This window comes from Halomonas sp. MMH1-48, from assembly GCF_022348105.1.
In the GTDB taxonomy this organism is placed as follows: domain Bacteria; phylum Pseudomonadota; class Gammaproteobacteria; order Pseudomonadales; family Halomonadaceae; genus Vreelandella; species Vreelandella piezotolerans.
Map to the genome: position 1 here is coordinate 1 of NZ_JAKRFL010000003.1, position 23,712 is coordinate 23,712.

General features: G+C 59.7%; 22 protein-coding genes. 5 read left to right on the forward strand and 17 right to left on the reverse strand.

What is annotated here, in order from left to right:
* Positions 1-193: 193 nt before the first annotated feature.
* Positions 194-337 carry a hypothetical protein gene (locus MHM37_RS03695; RefSeq protein WP_168444470.1) on the reverse strand — a complete coding sequence of 48 codons (144 nt, stop codon included), beginning with the start codon at positions 335-337 and terminating at the stop codon, positions 194-196.
* A 225-nt stretch (positions 338-562) separates the two neighbouring features.
* Here MHM37_RS03695 and MHM37_RS03700 point away from each other — a divergent pair, with 225 nt between their 5' ends.
* Together MHM37_RS03700 and MHM37_RS03705 are read left to right on the forward strand one after the other, a co-directional pair.
* Positions 563-1,321, forward strand: a complete 759-nt coding sequence (locus MHM37_RS03700; protein ID WP_139526325.1) for a winged helix-turn-helix domain-containing protein — start codon at positions 563-565, stop codon at positions 1,319-1,321.
* Positions 1,322-1,334: 13 nt separating this feature from the next.
* Positions 1,335-2,954, forward strand: a complete 1,620-nt coding sequence (locus MHM37_RS03705; protein WP_139526326.1) for an ATP-binding protein — start codon at positions 1,335-1,337, stop codon at positions 2,952-2,954.
* Here the strand turns inward: MHM37_RS03705 and MHM37_RS03710 are convergent.
* Positions 2,917-3,855: a LysR family transcriptional regulator gene (locus tag MHM37_RS03710; protein WP_139526327.1), complete on the reverse strand. Its 939-nt coding sequence runs from the start codon at positions 3,853-3,855 to the stop codon at positions 2,917-2,919. The genes MHM37_RS03705 and MHM37_RS03710 overlap by 38 nt on opposite strands.
* Positions 3,856-3,954: 99 nt before the next feature.
* Here MHM37_RS03710 and metE point away from each other — a divergent pair, with 99 nt between their 5' ends.
* Positions 3,955-6,252 carry a 5-methyltetrahydropteroyltriglutamate--homocysteine S-methyltransferase gene (gene metE, locus MHM37_RS03715; protein ID WP_239296053.1) on the forward strand — a complete coding sequence of 766 codons (2,298 nt, stop codon included), beginning with the start codon at positions 3,955-3,957 and terminating at the stop codon, positions 6,250-6,252.
* 52 nt (positions 6,253-6,304) lie between these two features.
* Here the strand turns inward: metE and ppk1 are convergent, their stop codons facing one another.
* Together ppk1 and hemB are read right to left on the reverse strand one after the other, a co-directional pair.
* A complete protein-coding gene (gene ppk1, locus MHM37_RS03720; protein ID WP_139526329.1) occupies positions 6,305-8,512 on the reverse strand; it encodes a polyphosphate kinase 1 in 2,208 nt (735 codons plus the stop codon).
* Positions 8,513-8,634: 122 nt separating this feature from the next.
* Positions 8,635-9,642 (reverse strand): porphobilinogen synthase, encoded by a 1,008-nt coding sequence (gene hemB / locus MHM37_RS03725; RefSeq protein WP_153842489.1) that lies wholly within the window; start codon positions 9,640-9,642, stop codon positions 8,635-8,637.
* A gap of 157 nt (positions 9,643-9,799) precedes the next feature.
* Here hemB and elbB point away from each other — a divergent pair, with 157 nt between their 5' ends.
* Positions 9,800-10,459, forward strand: a complete 660-nt coding sequence (gene elbB / locus MHM37_RS03730; protein WP_153842490.1) for an isoprenoid biosynthesis glyoxalase ElbB — start codon at positions 9,800-9,802, stop codon at positions 10,457-10,459.
* A gap of 102 nt (positions 10,460-10,561) precedes the next feature.
* On the opposite strand, the gene tatC is transcribed toward elbB, so the two are convergent.
* From tatC to MHM37_RS03795, 13 genes are all read right to left on the reverse strand, one after another.
* Complete coding sequence (tatC, locus tag MHM37_RS03735; RefSeq protein ID WP_139526332.1) at positions 10,562-11,335, reverse strand: twin-arginine translocase subunit TatC; 774 nt, start codon at positions 11,333-11,335, stop codon at positions 10,562-10,564.
* Positions 11,332-11,751 (reverse strand): Sec-independent protein translocase protein TatB, encoded by a 420-nt coding sequence (tatB, locus tag MHM37_RS03740; RefSeq protein ID WP_153842491.1) that lies wholly within the window; start codon positions 11,749-11,751, stop codon positions 11,332-11,334. The genes tatC and tatB overlap by 4 nt, the downstream gene beginning before the upstream one ends.
* Positions 11,752-11,754: 3 nt before the next feature.
* On the reverse strand, positions 11,755-12,027 hold the full coding sequence (gene tatA / locus MHM37_RS03745) for a Sec-independent protein translocase subunit TatA (RefSeq protein ID WP_139526334.1): 273 nt from the start codon (positions 12,025-12,027) through the stop codon (positions 11,755-11,757).
* Positions 12,028-12,051: 24 nt separating this feature from the next.
* The gene (locus MHM37_RS03750) at positions 12,052-12,405 is read right to left on the reverse strand and encodes a phosphoribosyl-ATP diphosphatase (protein WP_139526335.1); all 354 of its coding nucleotides are present in this window, start codon (positions 12,403-12,405) and stop codon (positions 12,052-12,054) included.
* Positions 12,406-12,457: 52 nt separating this feature from the next.
* A complete protein-coding gene (ubiB, locus tag MHM37_RS03755; RefSeq protein WP_153842492.1) occupies positions 12,458-14,080 on the reverse strand; it encodes a ubiquinone biosynthesis regulatory protein kinase UbiB in 1,623 nt (540 codons plus the stop codon).
* Positions 14,077-14,754, reverse strand: a complete 678-nt coding sequence (locus MHM37_RS03760) for an SCP2 sterol-binding domain-containing protein (protein ID WP_239296052.1) — start codon at positions 14,752-14,754, stop codon at positions 14,077-14,079. The genes ubiB and MHM37_RS03760 overlap by 4 nt, the downstream gene beginning before the upstream one ends.
* 22 nt (positions 14,755-14,776) lie before the next feature.
* A complete protein-coding gene (gene ubiE, locus MHM37_RS03765; protein WP_139526338.1) occupies positions 14,777-15,532 on the reverse strand; it encodes a bifunctional demethylmenaquinone methyltransferase/2-methoxy-6-polyprenyl-1,4-benzoquinol methylase UbiE in 756 nt (251 codons plus the stop codon).
* A 121-nt stretch (positions 15,533-15,653) separates the two neighbouring features.
* Positions 15,654-16,037, reverse strand: a complete 384-nt coding sequence (locus MHM37_RS03770; RefSeq protein ID WP_153842493.1) for a DUF971 domain-containing protein — start codon at positions 16,035-16,037, stop codon at positions 15,654-15,656.
* Positions 16,038-16,122: 85 nt separating this feature from the next.
* Positions 16,123-17,445: an ATP-dependent protease ATPase subunit HslU gene (gene hslU / locus MHM37_RS03775; RefSeq protein WP_139526340.1), complete on the reverse strand. Its 1,323-nt coding sequence runs from the start codon at positions 17,443-17,445 to the stop codon at positions 16,123-16,125.
* Between the two features lie 9 nt (positions 17,446-17,454).
* Positions 17,455-17,988, reverse strand: coding sequence for an ATP-dependent protease subunit HslV (gene hslV, locus MHM37_RS03780; RefSeq protein ID WP_139526341.1), 534 nt, complete (start codon positions 17,986-17,988; stop codon positions 17,455-17,457).
* 167 nt (positions 17,989-18,155) lie between these two features.
* Positions 18,156-18,920, reverse strand: a complete 765-nt coding sequence (locus MHM37_RS03785; protein WP_139526342.1) for an SPOR domain-containing protein — start codon at positions 18,918-18,920, stop codon at positions 18,156-18,158.
* 3 nt (positions 18,921-18,923) lie between these two features.
* A complete protein-coding gene (gene argS / locus MHM37_RS03790) occupies positions 18,924-20,609 on the reverse strand; it encodes an arginine--tRNA ligase (RefSeq protein WP_239296051.1) in 1,686 nt (561 codons plus the stop codon).
* A 107-nt stretch (positions 20,610-20,716) separates the two neighbouring features.
* On the reverse strand, positions 20,717-23,098 hold the full coding sequence (locus MHM37_RS03795; protein WP_239296050.1) for a primosomal protein N': 2,382 nt from the start codon (positions 23,096-23,098) through the stop codon (positions 20,717-20,719).
* 19 nt (positions 23,099-23,117) lie between these two features.
* Between MHM37_RS03795 and rpmE the strand changes: the two genes are divergently transcribed.
* The gene (gene rpmE / locus MHM37_RS03800) at positions 23,118-23,333 is read left to right on the forward strand and encodes a 50S ribosomal protein L31 (protein WP_139526345.1); all 216 of its coding nucleotides are present in this window, start codon (positions 23,118-23,120) and stop codon (positions 23,331-23,333) included.
* Positions 23,334-23,712: the final 379 nt, after the last annotated feature.

Consider the following 23,712-nt stretch of genomic DNA (forward strand, 5'->3'; position numbering starts at 1 on the left):
CGTTGTCGTTGCTTGTTTATGCAGCTTGATGTCCATGAACCTGTTCCCGGATGAATTGCTGAAGAAGCTCCCTGGCGGCTAGCAAAGGATAACTCCTATAGGCGATTTGATCATCCGGAACATTACAAGTAGAGATATAAAAAGGCAGGCCGTGAGGGCCTGCCTTTTCTGTATTGAGCATCATGAATAGCGGCTATTCATCCATTGCGCTATTGGCATCGGTAGGCGGTGCCTTGTAGTGCCCGGGGATCTTCAGCTTCTCACCGTTGGGCAGGTCACGCACCTGTGTCGGCACATAAACACGTTTAATGACACTTTTGGCTTTGCCATCTCCCATGGGATCTCCTCCTGTCAGATTGTCGACAGTCTGCCACCTCACATTAGCGCTTGATGTTAGAAGAATCAAGCCGACCCAAGCTGCCCAGTAACGAAAGCCAGGGAACATTGATCAAAGGGCAGGCGCTGGCGAGGTTTTGAGGTATCCTGGGAGCTATCACGACCTGCTTTTGCATCGGGTGAGCGGGTGATAATACAAACTGCCTAAGCGGAGTGAAGAAAAAGGATGGTAGATCACTTGGAACAGCAATTTCAAGCACTTGGGGAACAGGATGCGGTCACCCCCGACTACCCCGACCAGGATCACGTGCTTATCATCGAAGACGATCAGCGCTTGGCGGAGCTCACCCGCGACTACCTGGAGGCAAACGGCTTTCAAGTCACGTTAGAAGCGGATGGCGCCAAAGGAGTCGACCGTATTTTGACGCTGCAGCCTGATCTCGTCATTTTGGATCTAATGTTGCCGGGGGAAGATGGTTTAGCGATTTGTCGCCGTGTTCGGCCCAATTTTGTCGGCCCCATCATGATGCTAACCGCCCGAACGGACGATCTCGATCAGGTATTAGGACTCGAAATGGGCGCGGACGACTACGTGCCTAAACCGGTGCAGCCGCGCGTGCTGCTAGCACGCATGCGCGCGTTGCTGCGGCGTGCCGATGGTCCTGCTCCAGATGGCGAAATGCGTCTTAAGTTCGAAAATTTGGAGATCGACAACGCCACCCGTGAAGCTTGGCTCTCTGGTGATCGCATCGACTTGACCAGCGCCGAATTCGATTTGCTATGGCTGTTGGCGCGGAATGCGGGTCGTGTGCTGACCCGTGAAGAGATCTTCAGCGATCTTCGCGGTATCAAGTACGACGGTCAGGACCGCTCCATCGACGTGCGGGTGTCGCGGATTCGTCCCAAAATTGGCGACGATCCCAATCAGCCGCACCGCATCAAAACCGTGCGCAGCAAAGGCTACCTGTTCGTAAAGGACAGTTAAGAGAGGTTGTGGCATGCGGCGAGTGCTGAGTCACGGCACGTTTTTGCGTTTCTACCTGCTGCTGGGGTTAGCGCTTTGCGTGGTGTTTTTCATCGCGCTGGGCGGGCGCTCTTTTATCGAGCAGGTGCGCCGTGAGGATTACCGTGAGCAGCTCGCTGCGCTGCCCATGTCGCTGATGACTCAGCGGTTAGCGGACGTGCCCATGGAGAGGCGGGAAGCGCTGCTGGGGGAGTTTTCGGAACAGTTGGGAATGCAGCTCGCGCTGCGTAGCCTCAGCGACGCGTCCCTTGGCTATTTTGAGCGGGCGCGCATCGAGCGTGGCACGGTGCTGGTGTCAGAGCCGCCGTGGCAGCTACGTCAGCGCCTACCGACGACTGGCAGTGGAGAGCAGTGGCTGCTGGAAGCCACCTTTGGTGCCTGGAGCGAGCGCCAATGGCAGGGCAGTATGGTGCTGTTAGGTGATTGGCTAGCCGGTATGCCTGCCGAGGAGCGGCTGACGGCGCTCACGCGTTTGCGGCCGGGCAACTGGCCGCTGAGCCTGCTCAATGCGCTTCCCGACGATCTAACCACCGAACAGCAGTTTCAGCTCACCCTGGGCGGGGTCATCACCCGGCTCGTCTCGGACAAACTCTCCATTACGCTGCTTTATCAACTGCCGAATGAGACAGGTGGCGCGGAGCAGTGGTTGCAGGCAGGCCCCATTTCCCGGGGGGACACCCTGCCGCTGAACCTGCATCTGCCGCTGCTTGTCGCACTGATGGTGGTCCTCAGCCTGATCATTTATCTGATCATGCGCAGTATCGAGTCGCGGATGGCACGTTTGGAATTGGCCGCAACGCGGATCGCCAGCGGTCGTTTGGAGACGCGGGTCAAAGTGGAGAGCGGCGACTTTCTGGGACGCTTGGGGATGGCCTTCAATGGTATGGCGAACCAGGTGCAGAGCCTGCTGCGCGGTCAGCAGGAGATGATTCGCGCGGTATCTCACGAGCTGCGCACGCCGGTAGCGCGTATCCGCTTTGCGGTGCAGATGGTCGAAGACATGACCGACCAACCCGCTATTCAGCGTCAGCTACAGGGTATCGATGCAGATATCGCCGAGCTCGATGAACTGGTGGACGAAATTCTAACGTACGCCCGCTTGGGCGGTGAAACGGTTAACGGCGCCGAACTCGAAATGGCGCTGGTCGAGTGCCGAGCCATGGCCGAAAGGGTGATCGACACGCTGGCCCCGCTGCATGCTCGTCAGCAACTGACCCTGGTGCCAGGGCCGGATATCGAGCTGCTGGCAGAGCCCCGCTACCTTCAGCGGGCGCTGCAGAATCTGGTGGGTAACGCCTGTCGCTACGGCAAATCCCAAGTGGTGATTCGCCTGTGGGATGAGCCGCACTTGGTGCGTATCGATGTCGAGGATGACGGGCCGGGGATTCCTTTCGAGGCGCGGGCCGATGTCTTCAAGCCCTTTGCGCGGCTGGACGATAGCCGCGCTCGTAGCTCCGGTGGTTACGGCCTTGGTCTGTCGATCGTACAAAAAATCATGGCGGGTCACGGTGGCAGCGTTACCGTGGACAGCAGTCCCACGCTGGGCGGCGCGCGCTTTACGCTGCTGATTCCTCGTCGCGAATCGCCGGTTTAATGCCAGAGAGTACCGCAAAGGACGTCTCCTTGGCGGTGCGTAAAAAGTCCTGCATCCACGGCGCCTCGGCGCTCTCTTCCCGAATGGCCGCATGAAGTGTGCTCCAAATGCCTTGATCGCCGAGCTTTACGGCGCTGACATAGTCGCGCTCCAAATACTCGGTGAGCGCCCAGTTGGGCAGTGCACACACGCCGCGTCCGCTGGCCACAAGCTGCATCATCATGATCGTCAGCTCCGCCGTGCGGATCTCTTTGGGGCGCACGTTGGCTGGCGCCAGAAACTGCGTGAAGACATCTAGACGCGACTGTTCCACCGGGTAGGTAATGAGCGTTTCATCGGCCAGTGCCTCAGGCTCGATATAGGCTTGTCCCGCGAAGCGGTGCTGACGGGCAACGGCAAGCAGGCCCTCATAGCGAAACAGTGGTACATAACGCACACCTTCCAACGGCTGCGGATCGGCGGTAATCACCAGGTCGAGCTGTTCACGCGCCAGCGCTGGTAGGGGGTCGAAATGGTGCCCGCTGGGAATGTCGATCTCTACTTCCGGCCAGTGATCACGAAAGTAATCCACCGTCGGCATTAACCACTGAAAACAGCTATGGCACTCGATGGCCATGTGTAAACGCCCCTGTTCGGTGCCAGCTAGACGGGCCAAATCCCGTTCGGCTTTACGCACTTCGGGCAAAATCTCATCGGCCAGCGCTAGCAGCCGTAGCCCGGCGCGAGTGAACTCCACCGGCCGGGTTTTGCGGACGAACAGCGGTCCGTCCACGCGGCTTTCCAAATCTTTTAATTGATGTGATAGGGCCGACTGCGTCAAGTGCACCCGCTCAGCAGCTTCGACGAGCGAGCCGGTCTCGCGTAGGGCCAGTAGTGTGCGCAGGTGGCGTAGTTCAATCATTGTGACTAATTTTCATGGTTGGTATTAGAATCTTTAGTTTGATTCATGTTTGTGCGGTGCTCAAACTGTGTGAAATCATTCACGTTGGAAGGATTCATCATGACAGTGTCGCATATTCTCGGCTATCCCCGTATCGGAGCACAGCGCGAGCTGAAAAAAGTCACTGAAGCCTACTGGAAGGGCGAGGTCCGTCGCGATGAGCTGGAAGCCGCAGGTCAAGCACTGCGTCTTGCCCACTGGCAAACCCAGCAGGCGGCCGGCTTGGACATGGTCAGCGTGGGTGACTTCGCCTTTTACGATCAAGTGCTAAACGTCTCCGTGTTGCTAGGGGCGGTGCCTGGCCGCTTTCAGGCTGAGGATGAAGTGAACGCAGGCTGTATCGACCTGGATACCGCCTTTCGTATGGCCCGTGGCCGCGCACCGAGCGGTACGCCAGCGGCCGCTTGTGAAATGACCAAATATTTCGATACCAACTACCACTACCTAGTGCCGGAACTGCATCGTGACCAGACGTTTACCTTAGCCTCCTCGCGGCTGTTTGACGAGGTGGATGAAGCGTTGAAAGCGGGCTTTACGCCCAAAGTGACGCTAATCGGCCCACTGACTTGGCTATGGTTGGGTAAAGCCAAGGGGAGCGAGTTCGACCGCCTCGACCTGCTCGATAGCGTTTTGGACGTTTACAGCGAGGCACTGTCCCGCCTAGCGACGCAAGGCGTCGAGTGGGTGCAACTCGATGAGCCTGCGCTGGTACAGGATTTGCCGCTCTCCTGGCAGCAGGCTTACGAGCGTGCCTACTTTCGCTTACAGTCGACACCGCTGAAGCTGTTGGTCGCCACGTACTTCGGTTCGCTGGGCGATAACCTTCCGCTCGCGACGCGGTTGCCGGTGGAGGGGCTACACATCGATGCCGTGCGAGCTCCTGAGCAGGTGGCGGATGTGATCGATCGGTTGAGCCCCCAGCAGGTACTGTCGGTGGGGTTGGTCGATGGACGGAACATCTGGCGCGCTGACTTGGCCACGCTGCGCGAGCGGTTGCTACCACTGAAAGTGCGGCTAGGTAAGCGGTTGTGGCTCGCGCCTAGCTGCTCGCTGCTTCACGTGCCGGTCGACCTGCGTCAAGAGACCGAGCTGGACGCCGAGCTTTTGAACTGGCTGGCGTTTGCCCGCCAAAAGCTGGATGAGGTGGTGACGCTAGCGCGGCTGATCGATAACCGCGCCACGCCGGAGGATGAGCAGCGGTTGAGCGATGCCACCCGTGCGCTGGATGCACGGCGCGAGTCGCCGCGTACCCGCCAGCCCGCCGTGGGCGAGCGTTTGGCCGCCGTGACGTCCGCAGATAGCCAGCGTCAGTCACCCTACGTCGAGCGCACACAGGCCCAGCGACGGCTGCTGGCACTGCCTCTGTTTCCCACCACCACGATTGGCTCCTTCCCGCAGACGGATGCCATCCGTGCTGCACGTCGGGCGTTCAAAGCGGGTGAGCTCAGTCAGACGGACTATGAAGCGAAGATGCGCGAAGAGATCGCCCATGCGGTAGCGCGCCAGGAAGCGCTCGGCTTGGACGTGTTGGTGCACGGTGAAGCCGAGCGTAACGACATGGTGGAGTACTTTGGCGAGCAGCTCGACGGTTTTGCGTTTACCCGCTTTGGCTGGGTGCAAAGCTACGGCACCCGTTGTGTGAAGCCGCCGATCATCGTGGGCGACGTATCGCGGCCTACGCCGATGACCGTGCGCTGGAGCGAGTATGCCCAGTCGCTGACCCAAACGCCGATGAAGGGCATGTTGACTGGGCCGGTGACGATCTTGCAATGGTCGTTCGTGCGCGACGATCAGCCCCGTGCGACCACCTGCCGCCAAATTGCTCTGGCCCTGCGGGATGAAGTTTGCGATCTGGAAGCAGCGGGCATCTCTATTATTCAAATCGACGAACCGGCGCTGCGCGAGGGGCTGCCGCTTCGCCAGAGCGAGTGGCAAACGTATCTGAATTGGGCCGTCGAGAGCTTTCAACTGAGTGCTGCCGGGGTAGCCGACAGTACCCAGATCCATACTCACATGTGCTACTCGGAATTCAACGATATCATCGGCGCCATTGCCGCGCTGGATGCCGACGTAATCACCATCGAGACATCGCGTTCGGACATGCAACTGCTGGATGCGTTTCAGGACTTTGCCTATCCCAATGAAATCGGGCCAGGTGTCTACGATATACACTCGCCGAATATTCCCGATATAGCGTGGATGGTGTCACTCATGGAGAGAGCGTTGAAGAAAATCCCAGCCGAACGGCTATGGATCAACCCGGACTGCGGATTGAAAACCCGCCGCTGGGCCGAAGTCGAGCCTGCATTGGCCAATATGGTCGAGGCTGCCTTGCAGCTACGCCAGCGCTACGCCTAGATCCAACACCTCTCACCTTCGCCCCGCTGCGTACCACAGCGGGGCGTTGTCGTCAGCTCTTCGACGCGTAGGCGTATAGCAACGTTTCCTGAGCGCTAATCGCGTCGCCGCTACCAGGGTCCTGTAGCTGGTAGCTGCCGTCACTCTGTAACAGCCAGCTCTGGCAGTTATCCACGAGGTACGTTTCCAGGTCTTTGCGTACCCGGGTGGCCAGTTTCTTATCCAGCAGCGGAAAGCAGGTTTCGACCCGGTGGAACATGTTGCGCGACATGAAATCCGCGCTGGAGCACCAGATTTCCGGTTTGCCGTCGTTGTGGAAGTGAAATACTCGGGTATGTTCGAGAAAACGACCAATGATTGAGCGGACGCGTATGTTGTCCGACACGCCCGGAATACCCGGTTTCAAGCAGCACATGCCACGAATGATCAAATCGCACTCCACGCCCGCTTGCGATGCGCGGTACAGCGCCTTGATCAACTTGGGCTCAGTCAACGAGTTGCATTTGATGATGATATGGCCACGTTTACCCTTACGCGCCACCTGAGCCTCGCGGTCGATCATCTCGACGAGGCGTTCGTGTAGCGTAAAGGGTGCGTGTAACAGCGTATCGATCTTACGCGCCCGGCCCATACCGGAAAGCTGCTGAAAGACTTTATGCACGTCGGCACACAGTGTCTGGTTGGCGGTCAGCAGGCTGTAATCGGTGTAGAGCTTGGCCGTCTTGGAGTGGTAATTGCCGGTGCCCAGGTGCGCGTAGTGGCGCAGCTCGCCTTTTTCGCGGCGCACGATATGCAGCATCTTGGCGTGGGTTTTGTACGCCATGATGCCGTAAATCACGATCGCACCCGCTTCCTGCAGGCGTGACGCTAGCTGCAGGTTATCCGCCTCGTCGAAGCGCGCCCGCAGCTCGATCACCACAGTGACTTCTTTGCCCTGGCTGGCGGCATCCACCAGGGCACTGACGATGGGCGATTCGGAGCCGGTGCGGTAAAGCGTTTGTTTGATGGCCAATACGTCGGGGTCACGGGCTGCTTCACGCAGCAGGTCTTCGATAGGCGAGAAGGATTGGAAGGGATGGTGCAGCAAGATATCGTTTTTAGCGATGGCGCTGAACAAGCTGCCGCCTTTCAGCACCTTGGGTACGCTGGGGGTGAACGGGCGGTAGAGCAGTTCGGGACGGTCGACATCGCCCAGCACGGCCATCATTCGGGTCAAGTTTACGGGTCCCTGGACGCGATAAAGATCGCCGCTTTCTAGGTCGAATTGGCGCAGGAGGAAGTCGATCAAATCGTCAGGGCAGTTGTCGGCGACTTCCAAACGCACACCGCTGCCGTAGCGCCTGGCCAACAGCTCACCGCGCAGGGCTGAGGCTAGATCGGACACTTCTTCGGGGTCGACCGTCATGTCCGCGTTACGGGTCAGGCGGAACTGATAGCAGCCCCGCACGCGCATACCGGGAAAGAGCTCCTCGGCGTGTGCATGAATCATCGATGACAAGAAGACGTACTCGGAGAATCCTTCGGCGCACAGCTCTTTGGGCAGTGCCATCAGTCGCGGTAATGAGCGTGGGGCGGGTAGAATCGCCATGCCCCCTGAGCGGCCAAAGGCATCTTTGCCTTCCAGTTCGACGATGAAATTGAGGCTCTTGTTGACCAGCCTCGGAAAGGGGTGGGAGGGGTCGAGGCCAATGGGGCTGATGACCGGCATGATTTCGTTATCGAAAAAGTCACGTACCCAGGCCTTTTGTTTGTCATTCCACTGATCGCGACGGCGAAAACGCAGCCCCTGAGCCTCCAGCGCGGGCAGCAGCGTGTCGTTGAGAATCTCGTACTGACGGGCAATCTGCTGGTGAGCGACCTCGGAGATCTCGGCCAATACGGCTTTTGGTAAGCGGCCATCGGCGGCGGTGGTGTCGTCGCCCAGGGCCATCTGGTGCTTGAGCCCGGCGACGCGAATTTCGAAGAACTCATCCATGTTGGAGGAGAAGATGAGCAGGAACATCAGCCGGTTGAGTAGCGGGTGGGCGTCGTCCAACGCCTGCTCCAAGACACGGATATTGAACTGTAGGTGTGACAGCTCGCGATTGAAGTAGAGCTGCGGGTCGTCCAAATCGGCTTCGACATGCGACTCTTTGGCCTGTACACCCGTGGGGGTGCGGTTGATGCGCAGCGGCACGATATCGACGTCGCTGCTCGATGTCTCACTGGGCGGTAACGTCGACGATAGTGTCGACGTGGAATCTGTTGCGTTGTCGTCCATGGTTGCCCCCGCAGTCGTGGTACTGGCCCATCATAGCGTTATAACGTTCATTAAAGCAGTATGCGGGGGAAAGATGACAAACGAGTGTCACTCGGTTGTCATCTAAAGGGCATAAACGTCGCTCAGCGCTGCAGTAGACGTGCGGCCTCCAATGCAAAGTAGGTCAAAATACCGTCGGCCCCCGCCCGCTTGAAGCACATCAGCGACTCCAGAATCACCGGCTCGGCCTCCAGCCAGCCGTTGTCGAAGGCGGCTCGGTGCATGGCGTATTCGCCACTCACTTGGTAAGCAAAGGTGGGCACCTGCAGCTCGCTTTTGACCCGACGCACCACGTCTAGGTAGGGCATACCCGGCTTGACCATCACCATATCGGCACCTTCGGCGATGTCCATGGCCACTTCGTGCAACGCTTCGTCACCGTTGGCGGGATCCATCTGGTAGGTGCGTTTGTCCGCCTTGCCAAGGTTGGTTGCCGAGCCGACCGCATCGCGGAAGGGGCCGTAGTAGTTTGAGGCGTACTTGGCGCTGTAGGCCATAATGCGCACGTTGTGCAGGTGTTCTTGCTCTAGCACTTGGCGAATGGCACCAATGCGACCATCCATCATATCGGAGGGTGCGACTACGTCAGCGCCTGCTTCGGCATGGGAGAGCGCTTGTTTGAGCAGCGTATCGACGGTGCGGTCGTTTTGAACGTAGCCGTGCTCATCGAGAATGCCATCCTGACCGTGGCTGGTGTAGGGGTCCAGGGCTACATCGGTAATGATGCCCAGCTTCGGTAGCGCCTGCTTGAGTGCGCGCACGCTGCGCTGAACTAGCCCGTTGGCGTTGTAGGCTTCTTCGGCCAGTTCGCTTTTTTGCTCGGCGCCAATGACGGGGAATAGCGCCAGCGCGGGAATACCCAGCGCATACGCCTCTCGGGCCTGCTCGATGAGTAGATCGATCGAGAGCCGCTCGACGCCAGGCATGGAAGCCACCGCTTCACGCTGATTTTCGCCTTCCAGAACGAAGACCGGTAGGATCAAGTCATTGGGCGTCAGCGTCGACTCTTGCATCAAGCGGCGCGAAAAATCGTCCCGGCGCATGCGGCGCATCCGGGTGGCGGGGAAGTGGCGTGGGGTTGAGGTAGTCAACGGCTCTCTCCAAGCAGTAGCTATGTGGGTGCCTTGTCTAAGGCTTGCTGTGAGTATATCAGCCATGCTATGCAGCGAAAGCCGCCTTGTGGCGGCGATGGAGACTGTCTAAAGTGAGCCCTTCAGCCGCACGAATGGCTCACGCAAGGAGATAAACATGACAAAGCAGGTAGCGGTCGTATTGGCGGGGTGTGGCGTCTTCGATGGCTCGGAAATCTATGAGACGACGCTGACGCTGTTGCGTTTGGATCAATTGGGTATCGGCTATCGCTGTTTTGCCCCGGACGTAGCGCAACATCATGTGATCAACCATTTGGACCAGTCGCCAGTGGAGGGGGAGAGCCGCAACGTGCTGCAGGAATCGGCCCGTTTGGCGCGTGGTGATATCAGCCCGATTAACGAGCTGGAGGCCGACGATTTCGATGCGGTCATCGTGCCGGGTGGTTTTGGGGTCGCCAAAAATCTCTCTGACTTTGCCACGCAGGGCGACAGCATGCAGGTCTTGGAGAGCGTGAAAGAAGCGCTTGCCGGCTTCAAAGAAGACGCCAAGCCCATCGGCTTGATGTGTATTGCTCCGGTAATGGTGCCGCGCCTGTTGGGCGATGGGATTGCCGTGACCGTTGGCCATGATCCGGGCGTGTCAGGGGCGATCAGCGCTATGGGTGGTCTGCACCGTAGCTGCGGCGTGGAAGATATCGTCGTGGATCACGAGCACCGGGTGGTCACGACCCCGGCCTACATGCTCGCCACGCGTATTAGCGAAGCCGCGACGGGGATTTTCAAGCTGGTGGATCGTATCGATGAAATGATGGGGTGAGGGGCACACTAGCGCATGCGCGGGGCCACTCGTAGGGAAAAAGCCTCTGTCATCGTGGGATGGCAGAGGCTTTTTAGTGGAACGTCGCAAGGGCGATGACGCCTACTCGTCGGTGTCGGCCTCTGCGCGTCGTTTGCGTACCAAGCGGCCAAACAGCAGGCCGACTTCGTAAAGCAGATACATGGGAATGGCCAGCAGGCTTTGTGAGATGACATCCGGCGGCGTCAGCAGCATGCCGATCACGAAGCAACCCAGCACGATATAGGGGCGCTTTTTGGAGAGGCTCTCGACGGTGGTAGCGCCGGACAAAATCAGTAGAAACGTGGCAATGGGAATTTCGAAGGCGACCCCAAAGGCAAAGAACAGTTTCAAGACGAAATTGAGATACTGGTTGATGTCGGTCATCACCGCGACGTTTTCCGGGCCGGTTTGCGTGAAGAACTCGAACAGCAGCGGAAACACCACGTAGTAGGCAAAGGCTGCACCGGCATAAAACAGCGCCACGCTGGAGACCAAAATGGGAATGGCCAGCATTTTCTCGTTGTCGTACAGCCCCGGCGCCACGAACGCCCAGGCTTGATGCAAGACGAACGGAATGGCGATGAAGACGGCCACCACCAGGGTCAGCTTGAACGGCGCCAAGAACGGCGACGCCACCTCGGTGGCGATCATCTGCGAGCCTTCCGGCAGCAGCGACATCAACGGATCCGCCACGAAGCTGTAGATGTCATTGGCAAACGCGTACAGCCCGAGAAACACCACCAGGATTACCACGACGGCTTTCATCAAACGCGAACGCAGCTCGATCAGATGCTCAATGAGAGGCGCTTGGCTTTGGTCGTTGTGCGGCTCCTGAGAATCGCCAGACATGCTCATTGGGGGTTGCTATCCTTATGATGATCGGCTGTTTTAGTGGTAGGGGTATCTTCTTCGCGCACCGTTTTGAGCGCGTCGTCCAGCCGGGCGCTAGCGTTAGCCACGCGCTGCTCGGTTGCCTGTTGGCGCTTGGTCGTTTGACCGCTAGGCTCGGGAGACTCGGCAATGCTCTCCACGTCCTGCTTGGCTTTCTTCAAGCTATCATCGAGCTTTTTCTGCTGCTCGTTCAGCTTTTGGCGCAGCTCTTCTGCCTCCAACTGGGCGCTGATCTCACGCTGCATGCCGGATACCGTACGCTTGATCTTGCCGATCCATAGCCCCGTCGTGCGTGCTGCTTTGGGCAGCCGCTCAGGGCCGAGCACCAGCAGCGCCACGATGCCAATGAGCATGAGTTCAAGGAAACCGATATCCAGCATGGCTTATTTGCGCTCTTCGTCGCGGTCGGCAGCGGCGCGTTTCTCTTCGGCCTGCACGTCGTAGGTGTTGCCGGTGTCTTCGTGGCTCACCTTGGCTTGAGGCTGATCGGCATCCTTCTTGTCGCCCTCTTTCTCCTCTTCGTGCATGGCTTTCTTGAAGCCTTTGACGGCACCGCCTAGGTCGGTGCCCACGTTACGTAGTTTTTTGGTGCCGAAAATCAGGATGATGATGCCCAGAACAATCAGCAACTGCCAAATACTGATACCACCTAACATATGCATTTCCTCATGGGAGCAGGGTTAACGTTGTGATCGGGATGCTTTCTCGTCGTGACCTGAGACCCCGAACCGTCGAGCGAGCTCATCGAGTACTCGCTGGTGGTCGAGATCCAGATGCGACAGCATGACAAGGCTATGAAACCACAGGTCGGCCGTTTCGGCGATCAACGCTTCACGGGCCTCGTCGCTGCCGTGCTCGGCGTCCTTGGCGGCCAGCAGCGTTTCGGTCGCTTCTTCACCGACTTTTTCGAGTATCTTGTTCAAACCCTTATGATGCAAGGAGGCAACATAAGAATCTTCTGGATTGGCGTGGCGACGCTGCTTTAAAACCTCAGCAAGGGCGTCGAGTACGGGAGCGTGGTTAGCGTCGGTCATGGTGTTCTCTTTATCGATCGGCGGCGTCGTTTCGTCAAGTGATGTCAGCGTATCAATGCCATAACAGAAGGAGTAAGCCCGCTCCGGCGGCGGCTAGGATCGGCCAGTCCTGGGTAGCGGCCCAACTGCTGAGCGGCTGCCAGGCCAGGGCAATGGCGACCAAGGCCAATCCAATGCGTAAACGGTGCTGACGTTTGCTTTGCTGGCTCATTTGGCGGCGCATCTGACTAATCGCCGTGACCTGCTGATGGCGCTGGCGGTGTTCGTGCTCCATACGGCTCAGCGCTTGATGGGCCAGCACCGGCAGCTCGGGCAGTTGATGCGACAGCTCTGGCGCTTGGCGCTTGAGCGATTGCCACAGGCCACCAATGCCTGCCCGCTCTTTCATCCACTTTTCTAGATAGGGCTTGGCGGTGCTCCAGAGATCCAGCTCCGGGTAGAGCTGGCGGCCCAGACCTTCGATATTGAGCAACGTTTTTTGTAGCAGCACCAGCTGCGGCTGCACTTCCATATTGAAGCGTCGGGCGGTCTGGAACAGTCCGAGCAGCACCTGTCCAAACGAGATGTCCTTGAGCGGCTTTTCCAAAATGGGCTCGCATACCGTACGAATGGCGGCGGCAAACTCGTTGGCGCGGGTGTTTTCACCGACCCACCCCGACTCGATGTGCAGCGCGGCGACTTCGTAGTAATCCTGATGAAAAAATGCGAGCAGGTTACGCGCCAAGTAGTCCTGATCTTCCCGAGTGAGGCTGCCGACGATACCGCAGTCGATGGCGATATATTGCGGATCCTCTGGGTCGTCGCAGTTCACGAAGATGTTGCCGGGGTGCATGTCGGCATGGAAAAAGTTATCGCGAAATACCTGGGTGAAGAAGATTTCCACCCCGCGCTCGGCGAGCTTTTTCAGGTTCGTACCCCGTGCGATGAGCGTCTCCAGATCGGCGACCGGGACGCCGCGAATACGCTCCTGCACCATGACGTGGCGACGGGTGTAGGGCCAATAGATCGTCGGTACGAATAGCAGCGGTGAGTCTTTGAAATTACGCTTGAGCTGGGAGGTGTTGGCAGCTTCTTTATAGAGATCCAGCTCGTCGAACAGCGTGGCCTCGTAATCGCGGATCACTTCGACCGGCCGTAAGCGTCGGGCGTCGGGCACTTTGGCCAGCAGCTTGGCCACTTGGTACATCAAGCCCATGTCTTGGCGCATGATGCGGTCGATGCCAGGGCGAATGATTTTGACCACCACATCCTCGCCACTGTGCAACGTGGCGGCGTGGACTTGGGCAATCGAGGCCGAGGCCAGTGGAACGCGTTCGAAGGCGGCAAAGGCCTCCGGAAGCGTCATGTCGAGCTCTTTCTCCACCCTTGCAGCGGCCAGCTCGCCAGGGAAGGGCGGCACTTGGTCCTGCAAACGCTTTAGCTCGTCGGCGATGTCTTCCGGCAGCAAGTCCCGGCGGGTAGAGAGCATCTGACCGAACTTGATGAAAATCGGTCCCAGCGCCTCCAGTGCCAAACGCAAACGCTCGCCACGGCTGCGCTGCCCAACGGGTACCAACTGCAGCGGGGACAGTTTGAGCAGTAGGCGTATCCATAGCGGCAAGCGCTCGGCGGGAATCAAGGTATCCAATCGGTGCCGCGTGACGACCCAGACGATTTTAAACAGCCGCAGGCTCATCCGCGCTGCTCCTTAGGCGTTGAAGGCTTAGGCGTTGAGGGCGCTGCTGGTTGGGTCAGCCGCTTATGCAAGCGTGCCAACCGTGCTTCCAGTCGGTCGGTGGCGATCTCTAGTTCGGTCAGATGGTCGCGCAGCACGTCGCGCTGTTGGCGGCCGGGCAGTAGGCGAGCCTCCTCAAAGACATACTCCGAGACATCCTGCAGCAGCTCGTCTTTGGCACGCAGTCCCCAGCGTGCGGCGCGGCGAATCCCTTCTGCCAGCGAGTGGGCGGGCATATCGCCCAGCCAGTGGGCCAGCTCGCCCTCCCAGTCGATATCCAGATCGAACAGCAGATCGCGGGTTGCCTCCAGCAGATGGAGACGGCCGCGCACGGCGAGCTTGCCATCGAACATCAGCCGTTCGATGGACGCGCCGCTCAGCCATTCGGAGAGCGTTTCGGGGGTCAGTTCCACTACGGCATCGACATCGGTTTCCTCCACCTCATCGCCGTGCTGTAGGTCGATGCCTGACACGTGATAGCAGATCAATAGCGCGAGGTGGGGCTTCTCCAGTCGAATCAGCAAGCGGCTGCCCGCTAGCGTCGCCAAACGGTTAGGCGCCGCAGGGTCTCGGGAGAGCAGAGCATTGATCGTGCGTTCACATCCGGCCAACAGCAGGGTCGGGGTGACTAGCATACTGACCTCATGTTCCAAGGGGTCATAGTTTGATGCCACGGTGGAGGGCAACGATACCACCGGTCAGGTTGGTGTACTCCACCCGCTCCAGGCCAGCGCTCTCCATCATGCCCTTGAGCGTCTCTTGATCCGGGTGCATGCGAATCGACTCGGCCAAATAGCGGTAGCTCTCGCCATCTCCCGCGACCAGTTCGCCCATTTTGGGGAGCAAGCGGAAGGAGTATTCGTCGTAGGCTTTGGAGAGCAGCGGGTTATTGGGTTTGGAGAATTCCAGCACTAGCAAGCGCCCGCCTGGCTTGAGTACCCGCGCCATGGAGCGCAGCGCCGCATCTTTATCGGTGACGTTACGCAGGCCAAAGGCGATGGTGATGCAGTCGAACGTGTTGTCGGGGAAGGGCAGGCACTCGGCATTGGCCTGCACGTACTCGACGTTACCCCCCACACCGTTATCCATCAGTTTATCGCGACCGACGTTGAGCATGGAGGCGTTGATGTCGGCCAGCACCACTTTGCCACGTGGGCCGACGAGACGGGAAAACTTGAGGGTAAGATCGCCGGTGCCGCCCGCAATGTCGAGCACCTGATGCCCTGGGCGGACGCCTGCACGCTCGATGGTCAGCCGCTTCCACACGCGGTGGATGCCCATGGACATCAGGTCGTTCATCACGTCGTAACGAGCGGCCACCGAGTGAAAGACGTCAGCCACGCGGGAGGCTTTTTCGTCGACCGGCACCTCTTGGTAGCCAAAATGGGTAGTGCGCTTTTCCGTGGGGCTCATGGGGCTCTGGCTCCCGAGTTCGAGGCGTTAGTTGTCGACCGTTAGGTCATCGCAAGTCATGGTTGGCAACATTGTAGCCTTCTCGACCCCGATTTGTCTGCGCTGCACCTGGGGCACCGCGTCACAGCTGTTTGAATTGAATGCCTGCAGGCTCACGGGAAGCGCCTGCCGCTTCCAAGCGTTCGAGATAATTTTGCCAATAAGCGTCTTGGTGGGTGGCCAGGTCGAAGAGGTAGTTCCAGCTATACAAGCCGCTATCGTGGCCGTCGTCGAAGTGCAGCTTGAGGGCGTAATTACCGGCTTGGGTGATATTTTGTAAGCCAACGTCTTTTTTACCTACCTGCAGAACGGCCGTGTCGCCGCCGTGACCCCGCACTTCGGCAGAAGGAGAGTAGACCCGTAACAGTTCGACGGGGAGCCGGTACGTCTCGCCACTGGCGTAGCCAAGCTCCAGCTCACGTGCCTGCTTATGATAGTGAACCCGAGTGGGTGTGGGGGCGTTCATGGATGCAGCACCTCGTAACGATCAATCGCAAAGGTCGCCTACCCGTCAAGCGGGAAGGCGACCGGGGTTCTACCGATAGTGGCGCTTAGAGAATGTAGCGCGACAGATCCTCATCGACCGCCAGTTCGCCGAGCTGAGCGTTGACGTAATCGCTATCGATCACCAGCGGGCTATCCATGTCGCCTCCCTTGAACGATGCCTCTTCGAGCAGCCGCTCCATCACCGTGTGCAAACGGCGAGCGCCGATGTTTTCGGTACCTTCGTTCACTTGCCAGGAGATCTCGGCAATACGCTCGATGCCGTCGGGCGTGAATTCGACGTCGAGCCCTTCGGTGGCCAGCAGCGCTTGATACTGTTTGGTCAGCGAGGCGGAAGGCTCGGTGAGAATTCGCTTGAAGTCGCCCGGTGTGAGCGCATCCAGCTCGACGCGGATGGGTAGGCGACCCTGCAGTTCCGGAATCAGGTCCGACGGGCGCGACAGGTGGAAAGCCCCAGAAGCGATGAACAGGATGTGGTCGGTTTTGACCATGCCGTACTTGGTCGATACCGTCGAGCCTTCGATCAGTGGCAGCAGGTCGCGCTGCACGCCTTCACGAGATACTTCGCCACCGCTGGATTGACCGCTGCCCTTGGCGACCTTGTCGATCTCGTCCAGGAAGACGATGCCGTGCTGTTCGACGGCTTCCACCGCGCGGGCTTTGATCTCTTCTTCGTTGACCAGTTTGCCGGCCTCTTCATCACGTAGCAGCACCAGCGCCTCTTTGACGGTCACGCGGCGCTGCTCGCGCTTCTGCTGCCCCATGTTGGAGAACAGGCTCTGCAGCTGGCTGGTCATCTCTTCCATGCCCGGTGGGGTCATGATGTCGATACCCTGGCCTTGCGACGAGATTTCGATATCGATCTCTTTATCATCCAATTGGCCTTCACGCAGCTTTTTGCGGAAACTCTGGCGCGTACTGCTCTCTTCGCGCGACTTGTCTTCCTGGCCACGGGGCGGCGGTAGCAGCGCGTCGAGCACACGGTCTTCGGCGGCGTCTTCAGCGCGATGGCCCACTTCCTCTTTGGCGTGCTCACGAACCATTTTGATGGCGGCTTCCATCAGGTCGCGGATGATCGACTCGACGTCGCGGCCTACGTAGCCCACTTCGGTGAACTTGGTGGCTTCTACTTTGATGAACGGCGCACGGGCCAGCTTCGCCAGACGGCGAGCGATTTCGGTCTTGCCGACGCCGGTGGGACCAATCATCAAAATGTTTTTCGGCGTGACTTCCGGGCGCAACTCGTCATCGAGCTGCATGCGACGCCAGCGATTACGTAAGGCTATGGCCACGGCGCGCTTGGCATCCTGCTGGCCGATGATGTACTGGTCGAGCGCATGAACGATTTCGCGGGGTGTCATCTGAGTCATAAAGGGGCCTCAACGGTCGTTGATATTCAGCTCTTCGAGCGTCACGTGGTGATTGGTGAATACGCAGATGTCACCCGCGATGGCGAGGGATTTTTCGGTAATCTCACGTGCCGAAAGCTCGGTGTTTTCGAGCAGCGCACGGGCGCTGGCCTGGGCGTAGTTGCCGCCGGAGCCAATGGCGATGATGCCACGCTCGGGCTCGACCACGTCCCCGTTCCCAGTAATGATCAGCGAAGCGCTGTGGTCGGCGACCGCCAGCAGCGCTTCCAAACGTCGCAGGGCGCGGTCGGTGCGCCAATCTTTGGCGAGCTCGACGGCGGCTTTGGTCAAGTGGCCCTGGTACTTCTCGAGCTGCGCTTCGAAACGCTCGAACAGGGTAAACGCATCGGCGGTACCGCCGGCGAAACCGGCCAGCACCTTGCCGCGATATAGGCGGCGTACTTTGCTGGCATTGCCCTTCATGACGGTGTTGCCGAGGGAAACTTGACCGTCGCCTGCCAGGGCAACTTGATTACCGCGGCGAACGGAAACAATCGTGGTCATGGAGATAACTCCTTGGGGGAGGCGCGCTCCCGATGACTGATCGGCCGCACTGGCGGCCGCATAAAAAGCGATTCCCAACAAAATGCGGGCGGCCGATAAAAAATCAACCGCCCGCAGGCGAAAGCCACCCAATAAAGCGTGGAGAGAGGCGAATAGCGCCTTGGGAATTAGTTCTGTAGCTGAATCAGCAGCGGCTCGATGCCTTGGGTGCTCATCAGGTCTTGGGCGCGGTTGAGCTCGCGAGTGTCGTCGTAAGGGCCGACCTGAACCCGGTGCCAGGTATCGCCGTTGGCTTGCACCTCGCTGATTTGCGCCAGCAAGCTCAGGTTGCGTAGGCGGCTGCGCAATTGTTCGGCATCACTGAGCTCTCGAAACGAGGCCGCCTGCAGCATGTAGCGGTTCGTTGCGCTGGCCGGTGATTGTTGGACGGCTGAGGCCTGGTCACTTGGACGCGTGTTGGCTGCAATGACCTGGGCAATGGGGTCGTCCGCCGCGCTTCCTGGGGTGCTTGCGGTACTTTCTGATGGGTCAGTAGTGGCCGTATCGCTCCCGGTGTCCTCGTCACTGGCTGCCACGGTGGGCGGTGTGACGTTGGAGGGAATGGCCCCGCCCGGCGCGATGACTTCGGTCTCGGGCAGCAGCGTGTAGAATTCGAAGGTGGGCATTGCCTGCTCGGCGGGCGTTTCCGTTTGCCGCGCGGCGCTGCGCTCATCGCTTCCTGCCGGTTTAGGCAGTACCGTGGCTTGAGGGGCTTCGCGCTGCTCTTGCCAAGGGGCCGTGCCGTGCTGATGCTGCGCCAGGAAGAAACCAGCGGCCACCCCGGCAATCCCCCATAGCCAGCCGGGTAGTCGTAGCCCGCCGCCGGAGCGGCGGGCCGACTTGCGCTGCGTAGTGGCTCCGCGGCGAGCGGGTTTGTTACGCGGGCTGGCCATGACTTACATCTCCTCTGGGGCGCTGACGCCCATCAGATCGAGACCGTTGCGCAGCACCTGGCGCACTGCCAAGCCCAGCGCCAAGCGGGTGTTGCGCAGGGTGTCGTCGTCGACCATCACTTTGACCGCGTTGTAGCAGGTGTGGAAGTCACCGGCCAAATCCAAAAGGTACTGGGCGACTTGCTGGGGCTCGCGGTTTTTGGCGGCGTGCTCTACCACCTCGGGATAGCGGGCCAAGCGGTTTAGCACCGCCTTTTCTTGATCGCTGTCGAGCAGTGCCAAATGGGCCGTGGCGATACCGTGATCGAAGGGGTGGCCAGCCTCTTCGGCTTTGCGCAGCATGCTGCACACCCGCGCGTGGGCGTACTGAATGTAGTAAACCGGGTTGTCGTTCGACTGCGAGCGGGCGAGGTCGATGTCAAAGGTCAGCTGAGAATCGGCGCGGCGCGCCGCCAGGAAGAAGCGCGTGGCATCGCGGCCGACTTCGTCGATCAGGTCGCGCACGGTGACGTAGCTGCCCGCCCGCTTCGAGAGCTTCACCTCGACCCCTGAGCGGGTGACCATCACCATTTGATGCAGCACGTAGTCGGGCCAACCCTTGGGGATGCCGACTTCGAGTGCCTGTAGGCCCGCCCGCACCCGCGTCACGGTGGAGTGGTGATCGGCACCCTGCTCGTTGATGACGGTAGTGAAGCCGCGCTGCCACTTGTCGAGATGGTACGCCACGTCGGGAAGGAAGTAGGTGTAGCCCCCTTCGCGCTTGCGCATCACGCGGTCTTTGTCGTCACCGAAGTCGGTGGTGCGCAGCCACATGGCGCCGTCTTCTTCGTAGGTGTGGCCATTGGCAACCAGCTTCTCGACGGTGGCCTCGACCTTGCCGTCGTCGTACAGCGAGGACTCCAGGAAGTAGACGTCGAATTCGACGCCAAAGGCTTTGAGGTCGAGATCCTGCTCGCGACGCAGCCACGCTACGGCGAAGGCCTGGATGGCCTCCAGATCGTCGGCGTCGGCTTTGGCGGTCACTTCCCGGTCGTCGGCGGTGACGGTCTTGCCGGCCATGTAGTCGTTGGCGACGTCGATGATGTATTCGCCGCGATAGCCATCTCCTGGCCAGCTGGCATCGTCGGGGCCAAGCTGTTTGGCGCGGGCCTGAACGGAGAGCGCCAGGTTTTTGATCTGCGCGCCCGCGTCGTTGTAGTAAAACTCGCGGGTGACGTCATAGCCGGTGGCTTCCAGCAGGCGGCAGAGACAGTCGCCAATCGCTGCGCCACGTCCATGGCCCACGTGGAGCGGGCCGGTGGGGTTGGCGGAAACGAACTCCACCTGCACTTTTTCGCCCTTGCCGATCAGGCTGCGGCCGAAGGCGTCGCCGCTGTCCAGCACCTGCGCAACGATCTGTGCAGCGGCGTCGGCGGCGGCAAAGAAGTTGATGAACCCGGGGCCGGCAATCTCGGTTTTTTGAATGGCGTCGCTGGCGGGTAGGGCGGCGACGAGGGTGTCCGCCAGGTCGCGGGGCTTCATGCCGGAGGGCTTGGCCAGCATCAGTGCGAGGTTGGTGGCGTAGTCGCCATGGGCCTTGTCTTTGGTCGGGTCCACTTTGATGGTGGGCGTTAAATCGTTGGGCAGCACGCCTTGGTGCTTGAGCGCGTCGACCGCGCCTTCGAGCAGAGAAATAATCGTATCTTTCATGTAAACATCCGGATGTCGTCGGTGGCGGCGTGTGCAGTCGCTAAGAGAATGCAGCGATAAAGCGGTCATTATCGGCAATTGGCGCGCAGTTTCAAAGCCGTATTCCCTTAGGCCAGGGTTTGTGGGTCGATGTCGATCGACCAGCGCACTTTGCGCGCCTCGCGGTGGGCGTCGAGCCACTGTACCAGCCAGTTGGCAGCGGCATGACGGTGGCTGCGTTTGTCTGCTACCAGCATGACATGCAGGTGATAGCGGTTTTGGCGGCGCTCCATGGGGGCGGGTACCGGGCCCAGGCAGCGGACCGGTACTCTGGCGTCGTTTAGCCACTGGCGCAGCGCTTGTGCCGCTTGCTGAGCCAGCGCAAGTGCTGCCTGCTCTTGGGGACTCTCGATGCGTAGAAGCGCCATGAAGCTAAACGGCGGCAGTTTGGCGATACGTCGCTCCTCCAGCAGGTTGCGTGCCAGCGCGCCATAGCCGTGCTCGGCTAACTGGCCCAAGTACGGATCGTCGGGATGTAGGGTTTGCACCAGCACTCGTCCAGGGTGGGCCGCGCGGCCAGCACGACCCGCCACTTGCTCCAGTAGCTGGGCACTGTGCTCCAGGGCGCGGAAGTCAGCCGCATAGAGGCCTCCATCGGCGTTGACGACGACCACTAGCGTGACGTGGGGCAGATGATGGCCTTTTGCGAGCATTTGGGTGCCCACCAGCAGGCAGGGCTCGCCGCGCTGAATCTCTTTGAGCACCTGCTCGAAGCTCTCTTTTTTACGCGTGCTGTCGCGGTCGATGCGATGGACGGGCGTGTCAGGGAATAGCCCTTGAAGGGTCTCTTCGGTGCGCTCTGTACCGCTACCCAAGGCGCGTAAGTCGCCACTGCCGCACTCCGGGCAGGCATCGGGCAGCGCTCGGCGGCTGTCGCAGTGGTGGCAGGCCAGTAGCGGCGGCTGGCGGTGCAGTGTCATACGCGCATCGCACTGGCCGCATTCGGCCATCCAGCCGCAGCTATGACAAGCCAGGCTCGGCGCGAAGCCACGCCGGTTGATGAACACCAGCGCCTGTTTGCCCGCCGCAAGCGTGCTTTTGATCGCTTTGATGGCGCTGGGCAGCAGCCCGCCCTGACGGCGCTGATGACGCAGGTCGATCAGCTCTAACTTAGCGGGCGGGTGACGGCTGGGCCGCTGGGTCAGCCGCAGGTGGCGGTAAGCGCCCGTAAGCGCCTGCTGGAGGCTTTCAAACGAGGGCGTCGCGCTGCCCAGCAGCAGCGGAATGCCGTGGTAGTGCGCTCTAGCAACGGCAAGATCCCGTGCGTGATAGCGCAGCCCGTCATGCTGTTTATACGAGCCATCATGCTCTTCGTCGACGATGATTGCCCCAGGGTTCGCCAGCGGGGTGAAAATGGCCGAGCGGGTGCCGATGATCACCAGTGCGCGGCCGTTGGCAGCGGCCTCCCAGACATCCAGACGCTCGGGGTCGGTAAGGCCGGAGTGAAGTGCCACCACCGGCACGCGAAAGCGGTTTTTGAAACGTGCAAGCGTTTGCGGCGTGAGGCCAATTTCGGGCACGAGCACTAGCGACTGTTTGCCTTTGGCGGCGAGCGCTTCGATGAGCTGTAGGTAAATCTCGGTTTTGCCACTACCGGTCACGCCTTCCAATAAACAGGGGTGGTAGCCGTCGAGTTTTTCATGCAGTACGGCAAGCGCAGCGGCCTGTTCACGGTTGAGCGGCAGCGACGGGGAGGCGAGCAAGCTTCCGCCGGTGGGTTGCGCGGCAGTCAGAGTGATCTCTTGAGGCTCGGTAAAGCCCTTCTTTTGCAGCGCTAATAGCTGGTCCCGAGTGAAACCGTGGGCGCTCACGGCGCGGCCTGGAAGGCCGTGGGGGTGCTGGCGAAGAAGCGCATAAAGCGCTGCCTGTTTAGGCGCGCGTCCCAGGGCCGTGTCATCGTTGGGAAGCGGAAGCCACAGGGTTTGGGTGCGACCCGCCATAGGGTGACCCTGGCGCAGCCTAGCGGGCATGGCGTGCTGCAGGGTATCGCCGAGGCTGTGCTGGTAGTAACGCGCCGCGAAGTGGCAGAGCCACTGCCAGTCGCTGGGCAGGGGGGCGTCATCCAACGCTTCGCTGATGGCCCGTAGCTGCGCGCGGGGAAGTTCGCTGCCGGTAGCAAGCGACACCACCACGCCCACCACCTCTCGGCGGCCAAACGGCACTCGCACTCGTAGCCCTGGCTGCCAGCCGCAGGCGGGCGCACGCGGTGCGGGAAGATAATCGAACAGGCGGCGCAGCGGCGAGGGTAGCGCCACTTTTAAGACCTGAAAAGCGCCTTGAGGCTGCCCCCATGTAGAGGGCTTTGAAGAAACAGAGTCGGACAATTGGCCTCCGGCGATTAGTTTGCTAGAATGCGCGGCCGCTCTGAATCTATCGGATGGAGCGGTTAACCGGTTAGCAGTTTTTTCAAACCCGTATGCGGTGCCTGGCAACGGATCAGGTGGCGGCATATAGCTCATGAGGCTCAAGATGAAACAAGGTATCCACCCGAATTACAACACGGTCACCGCCAACTGTTCTTGCGGTGCAAGCTTCCAGGTCGGTTCTACCTCTGGTCAGGACTTCGCACTGGACGTGTGCTCTAACTGCCACCCGTTCTACACCGGCAAGCAGAAGCAAGCGACCACCGGTGGCCGTGTAGAGCGCTTCAACAAGCGTTTTGGCGCTGCTATCAAGCGCGGCTAATCCTAACGGATTCAGTCTATCGCAGGCACTTCGCGTGCCCTGTGCAAAAGCCCACGCTATGACGTGGGCTTTTTGCCCCTAGAGAACTAGGCTTTCATGGCAACGGCGAGTTCTTCGTTTACCCCCCCGTCGCCAAACCTTCAAAACGATTGATCTTCTTCTCCCCCGCGCTGTCTGCCCCTTTTCACGCTCTTCCCTCTGTCTCTCTTTTCCACAGGGTGCTCTTGCTGCCCGGATGTGGATAACTGGTTTGCGCTGTTTGCTGGAATTAATTTCCAAAATTACTGCGATGCATCAATAAGGAAACCTTTATGGCTAATAGTGAGAAGCATAAGTTGCAGCAAATATCGCTTAAAAGTTCCGAAGTTGTTGGGAATGT